The sequence below is a fragment of the Clostridium sp. YIM B02500 genome (assembly GCF_022324665.1).
GTDB lineage: Bacteria > Bacillota > Clostridia > Clostridiales > Clostridiaceae > Clostridium > Clostridium beijerinckii.
This window is the reverse complement of sequence record NZ_JAKGTE010000018.1, coordinates 20439-36161: the sequence shown is the minus strand read 5'-3', so window position 1 is coordinate 36161 and position 15723 is coordinate 20439. Positions and strand designations below refer to the sequence as shown.

Annotated in this window: 14 protein-coding genes and 1 pseudogene; 9 read left to right on the top strand and 6 right to left on the bottom strand. The window is 28.9% G+C overall.

Going from position 1 to position 15723, the window contains the following annotated elements; all coding sequences use genetic code 11:
* The first annotated feature begins 4 nt into the window (after positions 1-4).
* The 4 genes from L1S46_RS15415 to L1S46_RS15400 all read left to right on the top strand — a co-directional run bounded on the left by L1S46_RS15415 (position 5) and on the right by L1S46_RS15400 (position 5342).
* Positions 5-781, top strand: a complete 777-nt coding sequence (locus tag L1S46_RS15415; protein WP_238900368.1) for a lantibiotic immunity ABC transporter MutG family permease subunit — start codon at positions 5-7, stop codon at positions 779-781.
* 67 nt (positions 782-848) lie between these two features.
* The gene (locus L1S46_RS15410; protein ID WP_238900367.1) at positions 849-1511 is read left to right on the top strand and encodes a response regulator transcription factor; all 663 of its coding nucleotides are present in this window, start codon (positions 849-851) and stop codon (positions 1509-1511) included.
* A complete protein-coding gene (locus L1S46_RS15405; RefSeq protein ID WP_238900366.1) occupies positions 1499-2875 on the top strand; it encodes a HAMP domain-containing sensor histidine kinase in 1377 nt (458 codons plus the stop codon). The genes L1S46_RS15410 and L1S46_RS15405 overlap by 13 nt, the downstream gene beginning before the upstream one ends.
* Before the next feature lie 454 nt (positions 2876-3329).
* Complete coding sequence (locus tag L1S46_RS15400; protein WP_238900365.1) at positions 3330-5342, top strand: methyl-accepting chemotaxis protein; 2013 nt, start codon at positions 3330-3332, stop codon at positions 5340-5342.
* Between the two features lie 134 nt (positions 5343-5476).
* Here L1S46_RS15400 and L1S46_RS15395 read toward each other — a convergent pair whose 3' ends face one another.
* Positions 5477-6007: a hypothetical protein gene (locus L1S46_RS15395; protein ID WP_077853878.1), complete on the bottom strand. Its 531-nt coding sequence runs from the start codon at positions 6005-6007 to the stop codon at positions 5477-5479.
* A gap of 247 nt (positions 6008-6254) precedes the next feature.
* Complete coding sequence (locus tag L1S46_RS15390) at positions 6255-6818, bottom strand: TetR/AcrR family transcriptional regulator (RefSeq protein ID WP_012059496.1); 564 nt, start codon at positions 6816-6818, stop codon at positions 6255-6257.
* A gap of 198 nt (positions 6819-7016) precedes the next feature.
* Here L1S46_RS15390 and L1S46_RS15385 point away from each other — a divergent pair, with 198 nt between their 5' ends.
* Both L1S46_RS15385 and L1S46_RS15380 read left to right on the top strand, forming a co-directional pair.
* Positions 7017-8273 carry a multidrug efflux MFS transporter gene (locus L1S46_RS15385; RefSeq protein WP_012059495.1) on the top strand — a complete coding sequence of 419 codons (1257 nt, stop codon included), beginning with the start codon at positions 7017-7019 and terminating at the stop codon, positions 8271-8273.
* Positions 8245-8346 (top strand): annotated as a pseudogene (locus tag L1S46_RS15380) (hydrolase); the annotation flags it as partial. The gene L1S46_RS15385 and the pseudogene L1S46_RS15380, both read left to right, overlap by 29 nt.
* Positions 8347-8498: 152 nt before the next feature.
* Here L1S46_RS15380 and L1S46_RS15375 read toward each other — a convergent pair.
* Positions 8499-9563: an NADH:flavin oxidoreductase gene (locus L1S46_RS15375; RefSeq protein WP_343217264.1), complete on the bottom strand. Its 1065-nt coding sequence runs from the start codon at positions 9561-9563 to the stop codon at positions 8499-8501.
* A gap of 120 nt (positions 9564-9683) precedes the next feature.
* Between L1S46_RS15375 and L1S46_RS15370 the strand changes: the two genes are divergently transcribed.
* The gene (locus L1S46_RS15370) at positions 9684-10049 is read left to right on the top strand and encodes a helix-turn-helix domain-containing protein (protein ID WP_012059493.1); all 366 of its coding nucleotides are present in this window, start codon (positions 9684-9686) and stop codon (positions 10047-10049) included.
* A 65-nt stretch (positions 10050-10114) separates the two neighbouring features.
* Here L1S46_RS15370 and L1S46_RS15365 read toward each other — a convergent pair whose 3' ends face one another.
* Positions 10115-11821, bottom strand: coding sequence for a GGDEF domain-containing protein (locus tag L1S46_RS15365; RefSeq protein WP_238900364.1), 1707 nt, complete (start codon positions 11819-11821; stop codon positions 10115-10117).
* Positions 11822-12195: 374 nt separating this feature from the next.
* On the opposite strand from L1S46_RS15365, the gene L1S46_RS15360 reads away from it, so the two are divergent.
* On the top strand, positions 12196-13329 hold the full coding sequence (locus L1S46_RS15360) for a deaminase domain-containing protein (RefSeq protein ID WP_238900363.1): 1134 nt from the start codon (positions 12196-12198) through the stop codon (positions 13327-13329).
* 85 nt (positions 13330-13414) lie between these two features.
* On the opposite strand, the gene L1S46_RS15355 is transcribed toward L1S46_RS15360, so the two are convergent.
* Complete coding sequence (locus L1S46_RS15355) at positions 13415-13699, bottom strand: hypothetical protein (RefSeq protein WP_238900362.1); 285 nt, start codon at positions 13697-13699, stop codon at positions 13415-13417.
* Between the two features lie 214 nt (positions 13700-13913).
* Entirely contained in the window at positions 13914-14897 is a 984-nt protein-coding gene (locus L1S46_RS15350) for an SDR family NAD(P)-dependent oxidoreductase (protein ID WP_238900361.1), read from the bottom strand.
* 395 nt (positions 14898-15292) lie between these two features.
* On the opposite strand from L1S46_RS15350, the gene L1S46_RS15345 reads away from it, so the two are divergent.
* Positions 15293-15697, top strand: a complete 405-nt coding sequence (locus tag L1S46_RS15345) for a MerR family transcriptional regulator (RefSeq protein WP_012059488.1) — start codon at positions 15293-15295, stop codon at positions 15695-15697.
* Positions 15698-15723: the final 26 nt, after the last annotated feature.

Below are 15723 nucleotides of genomic sequence, written 5' to 3'. Positions count from 1 at the left end.
CATAATGAAAATTCTTCGTTTATTTAAGGCAGACTTTATAAAAATGAAGCACACACCTTTTTATTGGATTCATATTTGTTTACCAATTATAGGAGCAATAATATTTTTGGAATATTATTCATTTTCAACTTGGAATTCTGTAAACAAAATAAATGGATATTTAGAAGTATTATCATTAACATTTCCTGTATTAATCGGAATTGTTTGTTCAATGGTTATAGAACAAGAAGTAATGGCTGGAAAATTTAAAGAAATGCTATCTATAGAATATGGAAAAGGAATGTGTCTTTTGAGTAAAATATTAATTCTACTTCTTACAGGTTTATTTTCGCTTAGTTTAGCGGTTGGCATTTTTTTCGCTGGATTTCAATTTATTTTAAGGCAAAATACTCTACCACTAAATTTTTACTTAAATATAATTTTTATTATATTTGGAGCTCAAATCTTCTTTTATTTATTTCACTTATGGTTGAGTATTAAAATAGGAAGTGGAGCATCGATAGGAATGGGCATACTTGAAAGCTTATTATCAGCTTTGCTGATTACAGGGCTTGGAGATGGAATATGGCAATGGATACCTTGTGGATGGTCAGTTAAGTTTTGTGATAATTTCTTTATAAAAGCATCTAATTCAGCAGATAATTTTAATAAACTGGCTGATATTAATACTGTATTTGGTAATAGCGCTATTGGGGTTAGAAATTGTGTTTTATTTACAATTGTCTTTGGGATTTATCTTGGAGTTTGGTTTAACTTTTTTGAAGGTAGAGGAGAGAAGTAATAATAATTTATAGAATAATAAAGATTAGCTGTTAATGTTGGATATAATAGATGTAGGAGGGATGGAAATGGCAGATATTCTAGCGATAGATGATGAGCAAGGTATATTAAAGGTTATAAAAGGTGCATTAGAAAGAGAAGGACATAATGTAACTATAGTTTCTAATCCTACGGATATATCAAAGGATCAGTATGTAAAATACGATTTAATTTTACTTGACGTAATGATGCCAGAAATAGATGGATTTTCTCTGTGCAAAGAGATACGTAGTCTGGTTGATTGTCCAATCATATTTTTGACAGCAAAAACTATGGAACAAGATATTGTAATGGGATTAAGTATTGGTGGAGATGATTATATATCAAAGCCTTTTGGTATAGGTGAGCTTCGGGCAAGGGTAGCTGCACATTTAAGACGTGAACATAGGGAAAAACAAAATGCTTTTTCTATTTCTGATATAAAATTTAATATAACTGCAAAAGAGGCTTATTATAATGAAGAATTAGTACCTTTTACAAAAAGTGAGTATAATATATGCGAGTATCTTGCTCTAAATCATGGGCAGGTATTTTCCAAGGAGAGAATATATGAAAGTGTATTTGGTTTTGATGGAAATAGCGATACTACAGCGATTGTGGAGCATATTAAAAATATAAGAAATAAGTTTAAGAAGGTAGGAATAAACCCTATAGAAACTGTTTGGGGGATAGGATATAAATGGAAAGAGTGAAGAAGCAAAAAAGCATTTCTAAGATTTTCGCAATATATATAATGTTCTTTTGTATAGTTACAATTCTTTTAGCTATATTTGATTTTATTCTATTTCAAATTGGTTTGAATAGTGGGTTTATTTTACCAGCAAACTACTATGAGCAGAAAATTGAAAAACAAAGAGAAGAAATAGCAAAAGCAGAGGGTGTTAAAGTAAAAGACTTTATACCGGATGAGTGTAATTATATAGTGTATGATTCTATTGGAAATGTATTTTATAGCAATGTATCAGAAACTAAAGCTATAGATATTTGGAATCTTGTGCAAAGTGATAAGAGGAGTGAAGGAAAATATTATTACAAAGTTATTTCAAGGGAGAATGGAATCTGTGTAGTTGAATACACCATAGGGGCAAGTTTTGTTAACCCTGCTTTGAAAAAGTATGTTCAAAATGCTGAGATTAGTTTTGTTTTTATATATTTTGTTTTGTTTAGTATTGAAATTATAATTCTATCTAAGTGCTTTAGAAGAAGAATATCTAAAGAACTACAGATTTTAAAAGAGACTACAGAAAATATACAAATGGAGAACTTAGAATTTGAGGTGAAATATTCGAATATATTAGAAATCAATGAAGTCATTTCTGCGCTTGATAAAATGAAGACAGAGTTGAATGATTCTCTAAGTAAACAATGGAAGATGGAAGAAGCACGCAAAGAGCAAATGGCAGCATTGGCTCATGATATAAAGACACCATTAACAATTATTAAGGGAAACTCGGAGCTTTTAAGTGAGCTAGATTTAAAAGAAGATCAGGCTGAATTTAACGATAGTATATTAAACGAGATTAAGAATATAGAAGATTATATTAAATCATTAATAGAAATTATGAAAACCGAGAAAGAATCAACATTAGAAAAAAAGAAAATAAAGTTAGAAGAATTTATACAGGATATAATTGAACAAGGAATTTCCATAGGTATAAATAAAAAAGTAGAGTTTAGAAGTGAAATTAAACATATTCCAGAATTTATTATAGGAGATGAACTGGCTTTAAAGCGAGCTTTAAGCAATGTTATTTCGAACGCGGTTGAATATTGCTCTGAAAATGGGAAAATAGCATTTGGGGTTGATTCAGATAATGATAATATAAGATTCACCATTGAAGATTCAGGAAGAGGATTTACAGAAGAGGAATTACAGTTAGCTACAGAGCAGTTTTTCCAAGGCGACAAGAGTAGAAATTCTAAAAATCATTATGGTATGGGTTTATATATTGCAAAAAAATTTATGGAAAAACACAACGGGAATATTTCGTTTGGAAAATCAGAAAAGCTTGGAGGGGCTAAAGTTGTTATAGAATTACCTATTTTATTTAATTAATCAAAATAGTTAGCTAAATAATAGGAAATTATTTATTATTCAAACAACTATTAAACCTAAGTAAAATTAATAGTTCTAATTATAAACCTAATAAGAACCAAGAGTATAGATCTCTGTGAACATGGAGATTTTTACTCTTGGTTTTGTGATTTTATAAAACAATAAATAGAGGATTATTTTATAAAAGAGACATTATTGTAAAATCCAAATATGTAAAAGTTATACATTGACTTTGAGTATACTCTAGAATATATATTAGAATTAAAACAGTTTTGTAGAAAGAAGGCGAATTATATGAAATATATTAACTATATAAGAAGCGTAACTTAAGTTAATGGTATTTTCCATGTTACTAAAGATAAAGAAATCAATACATATAATGTATTGGTTATAAGGAATATTTATGTTTAACATTGTTATACAAATTTTAAAATCAAACAGGAAGTGAATTAAAATGAAAAACATTAAGACAAAAGTTATTCTATTGGTCGTAGCAGTTTGTTTTTTTAGTTTATTATGTTCTTCGACGATAAGTTATTATCTGTTTTATAGAACCACTGTGGTTGAATCAAAGGATAAACTAGGGGTACTATCTGAAAAATATGCAGAAACTATAGACAAATGGATGGCTAATCAAGGAAACTTTGTTAATGAAACAGCTGAAAACATCGAATTTAACAATAATTATGATAGTACAAACCTTTTGAAATATATGAAAGTTAAAGCAGAGTCAAATACCGATATTATGGATATATATTTTGGTTTTCAAGATAAAAGTTTTGTTGATGAAGATGGATGGATACCGGATAATGACTTTAATTGTACAGAGAGAGATTGGTATAAAGATGCTTTAAAAAGTGACTCAGTAATTTATTCTGATCCATACATAGATTCTGAAACTAAGAAGTTAGTTGTTACAGTTGCAAAATCAGTTAAAAAAGATGGAGCAGTCATAGGCGTTTTAGGTACTGACATAAATATGGAAAGTATCTCTAACGAGGTTCAGAAGGCACAACCTATAAATAACAGTTATGGATTTTTATTAGATGAAAAAGATGAATTTGTGATTCATCCCAATAAAGATTTTCAGCCGAGTGCAGATAAGCTAAAGAATATTAGAGATGTATTAAGTGGAAGTTTAAGTAGCATGGTTGGAAAGGATAGTTCTGAATCTAATATTGTAAAGCTAAAAGATTATGATGGAATAAATAAATATTTTGCAACAGCTCCTATTACTTCTTCAAAATGGACAATGGGTATTGCAGTTCCAAATGCTGAATTTTTAAAACCGCTAACCGGTTTAATTATCAGTTTTATTGCCATGTTTGTATTTTTAATGGTTATTTTTTCTATGGTTGCTTTATATTTTGCAAGTAAAATATCAAGACCGATTTCATTGGTAACTAATTTAATAAATAAAACTACTAGCCTAGATTTAGAAATGAAGAAAGAAGATGAATTCGAGAAATTACTTCAAAGTAAAGATGAAATTGGAATTATTGCTAGAGCTGTAACATCGCTAAGAAAAGAGTTAAGGGAAACTATTGAAGTTCTTAAAGAAAAATCAAAAGAGCTACTTGATCATTCAGAAGGAATTGCAGTTTCAACTAATGAAACGCTTCAGGGAATTCAAGGTATTTCTGCAACGGTGGATCAGCTTTCAGTTGGCGCATTAGACCAAGCAAGGAATACAGAACTTACTTCTGAAAAATTATTGCATCTTGGAGAGAAAATAGATGTCTCATCAAATAATGCGGATTTAGTAACAAAGTTCTCAAAAAAATCTCAGCATATTAGTGAAGAAGGGATTAGTACTTCAAGTGATCTTATGAATAATATCAATGCCAATAATGAAGCTTTGGAAAAAGTAATTAGAAATATAGACTTATTATCTAATAAATCAGGATCTGCAGGCAAAATAATAAATACAATTCAAGCGATTTCAGAACAAACTAATCTTCTTGCATTAAATGCAGCAATTGAGGCAGCAAAAGCAGGGGAAGCAGGTAAGGGATTTGCGGTTGTAGCAGATGAGATACGAAAACTTTCAGAACAGACTTCAAATTCCACTAAGGAGATAGAAAGCATTGTAAATGAAATTATAAGAGAAATAAATGCAGCTAAGAAAAGTATGGATGAAGAAAAAAACATAATGACAGAAGTAAGCAAAACTACTAAAGAAGCTATTAATACGTTCCAACTTATAAATAGTACATTTGATGATACTATAGAAAATATAGAAGAGTTAACTTCTAATATAAAGTCTATAGATGAAAATAAAGATTCAGCAATAAGCAGCATTCAAGAAATTTCAGCTGTAGCAGAGCAGTCAGCAGCTTCAATTGAAGAAGTTTCAGCAACTGTTTCAGAGCAATCTAATTCTATGGAAAAGATATCACATTCTGTAACAGAGCTTAAGAATATTGCAGATAAATTAGAACAAATAGTTGGAAAGTTTAATGTATAGAGTAAATAGCTAAATTAGAATAATAGGTATTATATTGCTAGGTTTATTTGAAATTCTGGCAATATATTTTTGAATATTGGTTAGAAAAATAATTAAAGTCATAAAATAATTCTTATATTATTTTATGACTTTAATTATAGAATAGTTATTTGGGCTTCTTCTTCTACTCTTTGAATAGCTCCAACCGTTCTTAATAAAGTGCCAATACAAGAGTATACAAAACCAGTAGTTATATTTATGTTAGGTGTAATAGAAAAGTTACTTTTACCTGACTGAATGTTATTATATAGTTCGTTAAGCCTTATAAATGAAACTCTAGTATAAGAAAGAATCACATATACACCAAGACAGCTTGCAAATGCGGCTATTTCACTTGGAGTTGGATGTTGTACATCAGACTTCTGCTGATTCTGACCATTTTGCTGATTTTGCTGTTGGTCTTGTTGCTGATTCTGCTGGTTTTGTTGTTCTTGTTGACTTGGGGATTGCTGTTGCTGCATCATTCTTTGAATTATTATCTGCTTAGCTTTTACTGCTGAAATGATACCAAGTACAGTCGCCAGTAAATCAACATATGATGTTTGCAGTTCTATATTAAGCAATTCTAAATCTAATTGATCGTTACCAGTTAGAAAATGTATGGTAGCATTATAATTCTCCTGCATATTATCACCTGAAAAATTAGTACACTATAATATATTGAAAATATGTGCTATTGTTCTGACTTTTTTTACAGTATACCTTATAAACGAGCAAAATATAGCATGTCATAATATAAAAATTAGCAGAACAGCAAAAATTACATTATGATATACTGCTTTATTTTGCAAAATAACAACTGAACATAGAATTTATCATTTGTAATATAGATATGTAGTTAACATTTTGAATTAAGATTTAAAAATTTTTTAGTTATTTTTCTGATATTGATAAAATAAAGTCATCTATCATTAATTTAAAGCTGTCTTCTAAGTTGACTGGATTTTGAAAATATCCGTGAGAGCTTAGGGAAACGAATCCATGTAATAGACTTCTTAAAGCCCTGCTTTTATGAATTATAAATATTTTATCACTGCTATAAAAGTCTAAAATTTTACGTATTATTGCATTACTTTCACTAGCTAAGCGCTTAACTTCATCACTTTCAGTACTTGGGATATTCACGTAAAGCTTATAGCCACTCTTGTTTTCAAATGCAAAATCTCGATATACATAAGCAAATTCTCTGATTGCAGTCTCTCCACTTTTCCCGATTAGTCGTTCCATTAAAGTTGAATTTAAGTTATTTAAAAAGTATATGGTCATTTTTATTTTAAGCTCTTCAATGTTGGCAAAATGATTATATAAAGACGGATATTTTATATCCAGTTTTTCTGCAATCTTTTGGAAAGTAATTTGATTAAGTCCAATTTCATCAGCTAGTAAAAAAGAAGCTTCAATAATTTTTTCCTTAGTTAAATTTCGTTTCTGAACCATTTTATCACCTCTTATAATTCTGATTAATAAAGATAGTTTAACATGATAGGTTATTTTTATCAAATTGGAAATGATTATTAAACTATAAGATGTAGTTTACAAATTATATTTTATAGTTTATTCTTATATTTAGAAGACAATATACAAGTTATTGTATTGGGATAACAAAACTAATTAGTAAGAAGGAATAAATTTATTATGGAAATGTGGAAAAGAAATTTAAAAGTTTGTTGGTTCGGAATGTTCGTGACAGGAATAGGCATGAGTCAGATAGCACCAGTATTACCACTATATATACAGCATTTAGGAATTCAAGATGCGGCTTCGATAGAGAGGCTTTCTGGAATTGCTTTTGGTAGTACGTTTATTATCTCAGCTATTTTTTCACCCATTTGGGGACATGCTGCTGACAAATTTGGGCGAAAACCAATGTTGCTTAGGGCAAGTCTTGGTATGGCTATAGTTATAAGCTGCATGGGATTTGCACCTAATGTATATGTATTAATAGCACTTAGGTTATTACAAGGAGCTATCACAGGATATAGCACAGCCTGTACTACCTTAATTGCAACTCAAACAGATAAAGAACATGCAGGATATGCTCTAGGAACTATTTCAACAGCGAATATTGCAGGTTCCTTACTTGGACCTACAATTGGAGGATTTGTAGGAGAGACTTTTGGTCTGCAAAATGTATTTTTTATAACAGGCGGGCTTATGCTCATTGCATTTATTACTACAGTATTATTTGTAAAGGAATCTTTTAGTCGTGAAGATAATAAAGTTTTAAGTTTCAAAGAAGTTTGGAATACAGTTCCGGAAAAAGGATTAACCATTACTTTGTTTATAACTTTTTTTATATTATCTGTAGCAATGTATTCGGTAGAGCCAATAGTAACAGTTTATGTTACCCAACTATCTAAGGAAGCGAGTCATATTGCATTAATAGCGGGAATAACTTTTTCTGCATCAGGGTTTGCTAATATAATTGCAGCTCCAAGGCTTGGAAGGATCTCTGATAAAGTAGGAGCACATAAAGTTATGCTAATATGTCTCATAATAGCTGGAATAATATTCATACCTCAAGCTTTTGTAACGAACACTTGGGAGCTTATGGGGCTTAGGTTTTTACTAGGACTCACAGTTGGTGGTCTTAACCCTTCTGTTAATATATTGGTTAAGAAAATTACACCATCCGCTCTTACAGGTAGAGTATTTGGTTTTAGTATGGCAGCAGGATATCTAGGTGTATTTGCAGGATCAGTTCTAGGAGGACAAATCGCAGGATATTTAGGAATAAAATGCGTATTTTTTGTAACGAGTGCATTGTTATTAATTAATGCAGTGCTAGTATATTTTAAAGTGTATAATAAACTTAATATAAATAATAATCATAGAATGGAGAAGTATGAAAAGGGGATAAGAAATGGAAAACTTCAAGTCAGTGGAAAATAAATTTATTAATATAGAAAAAACTGCATTAGTTCTTATAGATTTGCAAAATGGAATCGTAAATAGAGAACTTTCACTTCCTAGGATTGGAAGAATTAGAACAAGCGAAGAAGTAATTTCAGCATTAAAATAATTAAAAACAAAAAGTAGCGAAAAAGATACAATGCATATAATACATAAGCATTGTATCTTTTTTACTGTAATTAAATTTACAGTTTAGAAAACATTTTATTTATTATTCTTATCGAATATAACTTTTCCAGGACACACTTCAGATTGACCAAACCACATGCACTTTGCACAATTTAAACATTTTCCAGTATCTTTTCCATCCATAGCATGGTTTGCCCAATTAGGATTTATAAGAATCCCTTTACCAATATCAACGATATCTACATTTGTTTCATTTAATATTTCTTCTGCAATTTCGGCTGAATTAATTCCATTAACTGCAAATACTGGAATTGATACTTCTTGCTTGATCTTCTCAGCAGCATAAACAGCATTGGAATACTTATAATTTTTGCTTATATTAATTTCTTGTTCATTAAAGAATCCATAAGAAATATCAAGAAAATCTATTCCACTCTTATCTAATATTTTAGCATAACTTACTCCATCTTCTATTGATGGTTCAAATCCTCCTAGACGAATTCCAATAACAAATTCTTCAGGAGTTACTTTTCTAATTCCTTCTAGTATTTCTAGTACAAATCTTTCTGGGTTAGTGCCATATTCATCAGTTCTTTTATTAACATTCTTATTTAAAAATTGACTTATTAAGTAACCATGACATCCGTGTAGCTCAACACCATCATATCCAGCTTCATAAGCTCTTCTTACAGCTTCAATATAGTCTTTTTGTATTGATTCTATATCTTCTTTAGTCATTTCACGTCCAATAACTGTTCCGGCAAAACCTTTATATTCATATGGACTTGGACATAGAGGAGATTTAGAGATTCCTGTAACTCCAGCATGATGAATTTGAATAAATATTTTACATCCTTCTTCATGAACTGCATTAACTATGTTTTTTAATCCTTCAATTTGGTTATCTTCCCAAATTCCAATTTGCTTTTCTGATAATCTTCCATCTTTATTAATACATGTAGCTTCTTGTATTATAAGTCCTGGACCGCCTTTAGCTAATTCCTTATAACGGTCTAAATTTTCTGATGTTACATATCCATCTTTGGCTAAACCTACAACCATTGGAGGTACACATATGCGGTTTTTTATTTCTATATTTTTAATACTAAATTCTGAGAATAACTTTTTCAAAATATCCACACTCCCATTTTGACTTATTTACATATTACCATTTGTCTGGTATGTTAATATTATAATTTAATAGGAAACATAATAACAAGTACGCACATTTTTGTGCCTTAGTTTTAAGGGGGATTACTTATGAAAGGTGAAACAGAAAAAGTACAAAACAAGTATTCTAAAGCATGTCCTGTTCTTCACGCACTTGAAATTATAGGAGGTAAGTGGAGGCTACCTATTATATGGGAGATATCAGGTTCAAAGAGCATTAGGTATAATGAACTTAAGAGAAGCATACCTGGTATAACTAATATTATGCTGACTCGATCTCTGCAAGCATTAGAAGAACATGGACTTATAAAAAGAACAGAATATAATAAGATTCCACCGCATGTAGAATATTCTTTGACTGATGACTGTAATGATTTACTTCCCGCATTAGCAATTATAAATGAATGGGGAAAAAGGGTATGGCCAGAATATGAAGCTAAAAATAAAACAAAATAAAAGAGTTTAGACGTGATGAATGTTTAAACTCTAAATATGATTATAGTTTCGTAGTAATTTTGATGCTAGGAATTATTTCTTATTTCATTTGTATAACAAATGCAAACAGTATTTCTACCATTCTCTTTTGCATTATATAAGGCATTGTCAGCACGCCTAAACCAGCTATGAAAATCCTCAACTACATCTTTTTCGGCTATGCCTATGCTAACAGTTATTTTATTTACAAATTTGAATTTATGATTTTCTATGGATAATCTTATTGTTTCAGCAATTATAGTACTTTCTTTTGAATCTGTGAAGGGGAGTACTGCAACAAATTCTTCTCCACCCCATCTAACAAGAATGTCTTCTTTTCTAAGGCACTGTTTAATAATCATAGCTGTTTCAGATAAAACTAGGTCTCCAGTACTATGTCCATAGGTATCATTAACTTTTTTAAAGTGATCAATATCAAGAACCAACATTGATACAAGACTCTTTTCTTTTTCGAGTTGAAGAATTTTATTTACAACTGTTTCTTCAAAATAGCGTCTATTATATATATTTGTAAGTTTATCTGTTATAACTTCTAATTGAAGCTTAGTATTAACTTCTTTTTCATGTTTTATTTGTTTTATAATTCCGATGGTAAATAATAATGTTTCAATGGAGGCAGCAGGATAGCATGTACTAAAAGCAAAAATATTCCATTCTAGTAAACCGTAAGAACCTAAAATATATATGATAAAGCCAGTAAATAGTATAAATATGCCAACCAAGTAATATATAGATCCCATACCAAATTTAAAATAAGAATATATTGAAATAAGAATATATAATCCTACTAGGATCATCTGCAAATATAAAATATCATAAGTAAATCCGTCAGGAATAATTTTAGATATATAGAGAGAAAGTACGAGAAAAAGTATTGAAAGTTTAAAAAAATTACTTAATATGGGCATGTGTTTTTTTATATCTAAGTATGAATATATAAATAAAACCCAGGTTGAAGCGGCCATTGCACCTAATGCTATAAGCCTGTTATTACTATTAAATCCTAGAATTAACTTTTGCATTCCAGATAAGCAATATAGTAGTGAAAGCAGTGATCCTGTAAAAAGTGAATGAAATAAATACTTCTTATCTTTTGATGAAAAGAATAGAATCATATTCATAATAAGCATTCCTAGGAGTACACCCAAATTACCGATATAAAAACATGCTAACAAGTTTTGAATAATATAAAAGTTACTGTCTTTTGCTAGAAGTAAATTAAATACATTTGAATCCCAAGTTGAATTTATATAGATATCTCTATTAAAATCAATATTTTCAGGTAGATTAATATATGGAAAAATAAAGTATTCATTAGGCTTTTCAGTTACATACTTGCCATCAGTAGTTGGAATATAAAATTGAATATTTTCAATGAATTCACAATCAATGTACATTATATTATCAGTGCTAGCTTGTATACCTTGTAATCTTAGTTTAAGCCAGACTTTTTGAACATCTTCAGGAAAGTAGATATTTTTAGAATTGTTTTTTTCAAATTTAATATAACTATTATCTGCTACTTGGTTTATTTCTGCATATTGATTATCTTTAGGGATGAAGTATTCTACATTGTTTGATAAGTTCATATATTTATCATCATCAATAAGTTCAAAATAACTATATTTTAGAACCTTTACAAAATTTGTTAATAGTATAATTGAAATAATAATGATGCCCGTTAGAGCTACAAAATTTACCTCCTTTAATTTTATTGATATATTTTTTAACATACTGCCACCCCATATTAATGTTTTTAGATTAATGAACTTTATATTCCTGAAAATATTTATTAGATTTAATATATTTTATTTTATATGTTTCTACTATGTTATTTATTTTAGTACATTATTAAGCTACTTTTTTCTATAATTAAAGCTAAATTGTTTATAACAAAAGTATGATTAATTGCATTATAATTCACGATAAGTATTATTATACCATATAAATTTTACATGATATTTTTATGTTTATAATCTTATGATTATTTTTAAATCGTATCGGTATTTGATTATAATCATTTTAAAATTTATGATATAATGATTAAATTGTTAAAGAGTTAAAATCAGTAATATATTTAGATAAGCATAAAACATAAGAGGGAAGTATGACTAAAATAAACATAATTTCAAATAAAAGAAAAAAAGAACGAATAAAGATTAATAATTTAAATGATTTTAAAGATGCATTGAAAAAAGAAGGCTATAAAATAAATCACTTTGATGAAGAGAAATTTAAAATAGAAGTTGCCAAGGCTTTTAAAGTAGAGAATAGTCTCATAGAGGAATTATATAAATGTATTGGTGAGGAGCAGGCCACTTACAGAGCAGATGATGTTAGTGATTTAATTAATTACATGAAAAAAATAATACTATTTGAATATGAACATGATAGATTATGGAAAAAAATAAATTCAATAAAAATATTAAATATAAATAGGATTGAATATGAGCGAGATGCAGTATCTAGAGATGATGTTAAAGATATGCTGATTGACATAAAAGAAGTTAAAAAAAGAGTATCCAGAATAGTAAGTGAAAAAGAAAAAGAGAAATTAGAAATTTTGGAAAAAGAATTAGATAATGATTATTTATATTCAAAGGATATTGAGCTTTTGAAGAAAATGCTTCTTATTAAAGAAGAAAGAGTAAAAGAAAGTTATAATATTAATACTAAAGTTAAAACAATATCTATAGAAATTCCAAAGCAAATAGATTATCACTATATAAGACCACAAAAAGGCACTGTTGAATATCATCAACATCTAAGTAATAATATACCGAGAATGCAGCGATTAATAAAGAATATTAATAAGTATATGAAAGCCGATGAAGAAGAAAGATCAATATTTAAAATAAATCAAAGTAAAACATTACAGGATTCTATAAATATTGCAGTAGCAATATATGATAATAAAGAATTCAAGGCGATAAGCGGAAGTAATAATATAAAGGATTATTGTCATGCACCAACGAAAGATGAATCATTTTTTAAAAGTAATAAAGTTAACAAATTGGGTGAGTTTGGAATTGGATATGACAGAATCAATGATAGTGAAAAAAAGATAATTGAAGAAATACATAAACAGATAGAAGCAAAAGTATTGAAAGATGAGGGAAACTTAACTTTATATAGCAAATGGGAGCCTTGTCCAAGTTGCTGCTTTGTAATTAGCCAGTTTTGCAAAAAGCATCCTAATATAGAAGTTCAAGTTAAGTACCATAAGAAATATGGTGAATAAAAGACATATATTATTTGAAAAATAAAGATGGAACCAACGACAATACATAAATATGCTGTCGTTGGTTTTGATTTATATAGATAATTTATATTTCACCTTGATAGTCAAATTCATCATCATCTTTATGTATGTCAGAATCAGAATATCTAACTGATGTGGGAATTCTTTTTGTAGAGTCTGGATTTTTTGTATTAACAGGGCTTACGTCGCTTGAACCATGAGTATATTTTGAACGTGAAGTATGACTGTTAGCGTATCTTACTTTTTCTGAATCAAGGGATGGATCGTCCTCAGATGAATGGATATCAATAATTTTTTCAGTATCATAGACGCTTGGTGTTTGATCATCTAGTGTTTTTCCTCTTTTCATTGAAATCACTCCTAACATAATAATCTAAAAAATTATTTATAATATATTAAAATACTCTAAATAAAAATTTAAATAACTTAAAGATAAGTTATATAGTTATTATTGAAAAAAGTAAACTTATTAATACGTGGAAGATTTAGTTTTGTAAATATTTAATGAAGATAAAACTAATTAATTATACTTGATTAAATGCTAAAAATTATATTAAGAAAACTTAAATTATGAATTTAACATTTGTAAGCTCCTCACTAAGTATCCACAGTTTTTTTGCTAGATTTTTATCTATAGCCCAAGGGCGAACACCATTATCTTTCAAACTGTCATAAGGAACAGCCTCAGCGATATTGCAGTCTTCACAGTAAACTCCACCCATTCCATCTAAAATACTATTTGTAGCACACCATACAGAGGTTGCTGCACCTTGTTCAATGGTTTTAAATTCATTTGATTTTGTATTAGTGTCATCTTTTCTAGTGTTAGTTTTTAGTTCTTGTACAGTAGTTTTTCCATTAACAGAGAATCTTCCAAGATTTGTAGTTGGAATTAAACCTGGGTGAACTGAGAAAGCCCTAACACCATGGGTTTTTCCTAGTCTGTCTAATTCAACGGCGAATAATGAATTAGCAGATTTTGATTGAGCATAAGCCTTCCAACTATCATATTCTGTTTTTTGAAAGTTTGGATCATCAAAATTGACTCCGCCAAGACGCTGCGCTCTTGATGAAACTGAAATAACTCTAGCACCTTTAGCATTTTTTAGAGCAGGCCAAAGTCGTGCTGTTAACTGGAAATGACCTAGATGATTTGTCGCAAATTGAGATTCATAACCTCTTTTGTCCCTTGTTAGTGGAGGTGCCATTATTCCAGCGCTATTTATTAAAATATGAAGAGATCTTTGAGAATTTATAAACTTTTGTGCGAAACTATCAATAGACATTGGATCCATAAGGTCTAAATGTTCAATTTCTATATTTGGAATATTATCCATAGCTCCTTTTGCTTTTTCTATATCTCTAGCAGGAATTATTACTGTTGCACCAGCTTCAGCTAAAACTTTTGCTGTTTCTATCCCAATTCCAGAATATCCGCCAGTAACAATTGCAATTTTACCTTTCAAGTTTATACCATCTATAATATCTTTTGCAGTTGTAAAAAAATTATATTTTGAATTTATTGGTGTTTGAGTAGTATTTTTCATATATATTTCTCCTTAAAAATAATTTGATTTACAAGATAATAGAAATGAAAGAATAACATTCTTTTCACCAATCTTGTAGTATAAGATGAGTATATTTGTTAGAGTGCAGTGTAAGTCAATAGGAAATTTTCTTATATTTTTTTAGTTATTTTCTAATGTATTGATTTTTAGATATATTAACTTTTATAATAACTAATATGATGAAACTGAAATAAGAGAAAATGATAAATAAAAAAATGAAAGATGATTTTATCGTCTTATAAGTAGAGTTCAGTAATATATTTCATTAAGCATAGAGATTATTTTATCTAGATAAAATGATCTTATGGTGTATGAATTTTGCTAATAGAACTTATAGATTTAGATAATTTTTGAGATATTTGGGAGTGTGACTTATGAAATATTCAATGAAAGAAGTCTCTGAAAAATTTAATATAACACCGTATACATTAAGATATTATGAGCGTGAGGGGTTATTGCCTTTTGTTCAACGCGATAATAATGGCAGAAGAATATACACAGATGTTGATCTGGGATCTATTCAGCTTGTTAACTGCATGAGGGCTACAGGAATGTCAATTGCGTATATAAAAAATTATGTTAGTTTGACTACAAAGGGAAAGGATACAGTGGATGAAAGAAGAAATATTATGCTTGAACAAAAAGAAATACTTAAGGAAGAAATCAAAAAATATAATGATCTTCTAGAACTTGTAAATATGAAACTAGACTACTATGATGAGAAGATTTCTAGAGATGAACTGAAAGAGATTATAACTGAAAGAAATAATAAGAATTAAAAATATGAATTGATATTTGAGAGTCA

What these genes read in the sequence shown, in the direction of transcription:
- L1S46_RS15360 (WP_238900363.1), top strand. Translation starts at nt 12,196, where the DNA reads ATGACTAAAATAAACATAATTTCAAATAAAAGAAAAAAAGAACGAATA.
- L1S46_RS15390 (WP_012059496.1), bottom strand. Translation starts at nt 6,818, where the DNA reads ATGGTTCAGAAACGAAATTTAACTAAGGAAAAAATTATTGAAGCTTCT.
- L1S46_RS15410 (WP_238900367.1), top strand. Translation starts at nt 849, where the DNA reads ATGGCAGATATTCTAGCGATAGATGATGAGCAAGGTATATTAAAGGTT.
- L1S46_RS15395 (WP_077853878.1), bottom strand. Translation starts at nt 6,007, where the DNA reads ATGCAGGAGAATTATAATGCTACCATACATTTTCTAACTGGTAACGAT.
- L1S46_RS15350 (WP_238900361.1), bottom strand. Translation starts at nt 14,897, where the DNA reads ATGAAAAATACTACTCAAACACCAATAAATTCAAAATATAATTTTTTT.
- L1S46_RS15415 (WP_238900368.1), top strand. Translation starts at nt 5, where the DNA reads ATGAAAATTCTTCGTTTATTTAAGGCAGACTTTATAAAAATGAAGCAC.
- L1S46_RS15370 (WP_012059493.1), top strand. Translation starts at nt 9,684, where the DNA reads ATGAAAGGTGAAACAGAAAAAGTACAAAACAAGTATTCTAAAGCATGT.
- L1S46_RS15365 (WP_238900364.1), bottom strand. Translation starts at nt 11,821, where the DNA reads ATGTTAAAAAATATATCAATAAAATTAAAGGAGGTAAATTTTGTAGCT.
- L1S46_RS15355 (WP_238900362.1), bottom strand. Translation starts at nt 13,699, where the DNA reads ATGAAAAGAGGAAAAACACTAGATGATCAAACACCAAGCGTCTATGAT.
- L1S46_RS15385 (WP_012059495.1), top strand. Translation starts at nt 7,017, where the DNA reads ATGGAAATGTGGAAAAGAAATTTAAAAGTTTGTTGGTTCGGAATGTTC.
- L1S46_RS15400 (WP_238900365.1), top strand. Translation starts at nt 3,330, where the DNA reads ATGAAAAACATTAAGACAAAAGTTATTCTATTGGTCGTAGCAGTTTGT.
- L1S46_RS15405 (WP_238900366.1), top strand. Translation starts at nt 1,499, where the DNA reads ATGGAAAGAGTGAAGAAGCAAAAAAGCATTTCTAAGATTTTCGCAATA.
- L1S46_RS15345 (WP_012059488.1), top strand. Translation starts at nt 15,293, where the DNA reads ATGAAATATTCAATGAAAGAAGTCTCTGAAAAATTTAATATAACACCG.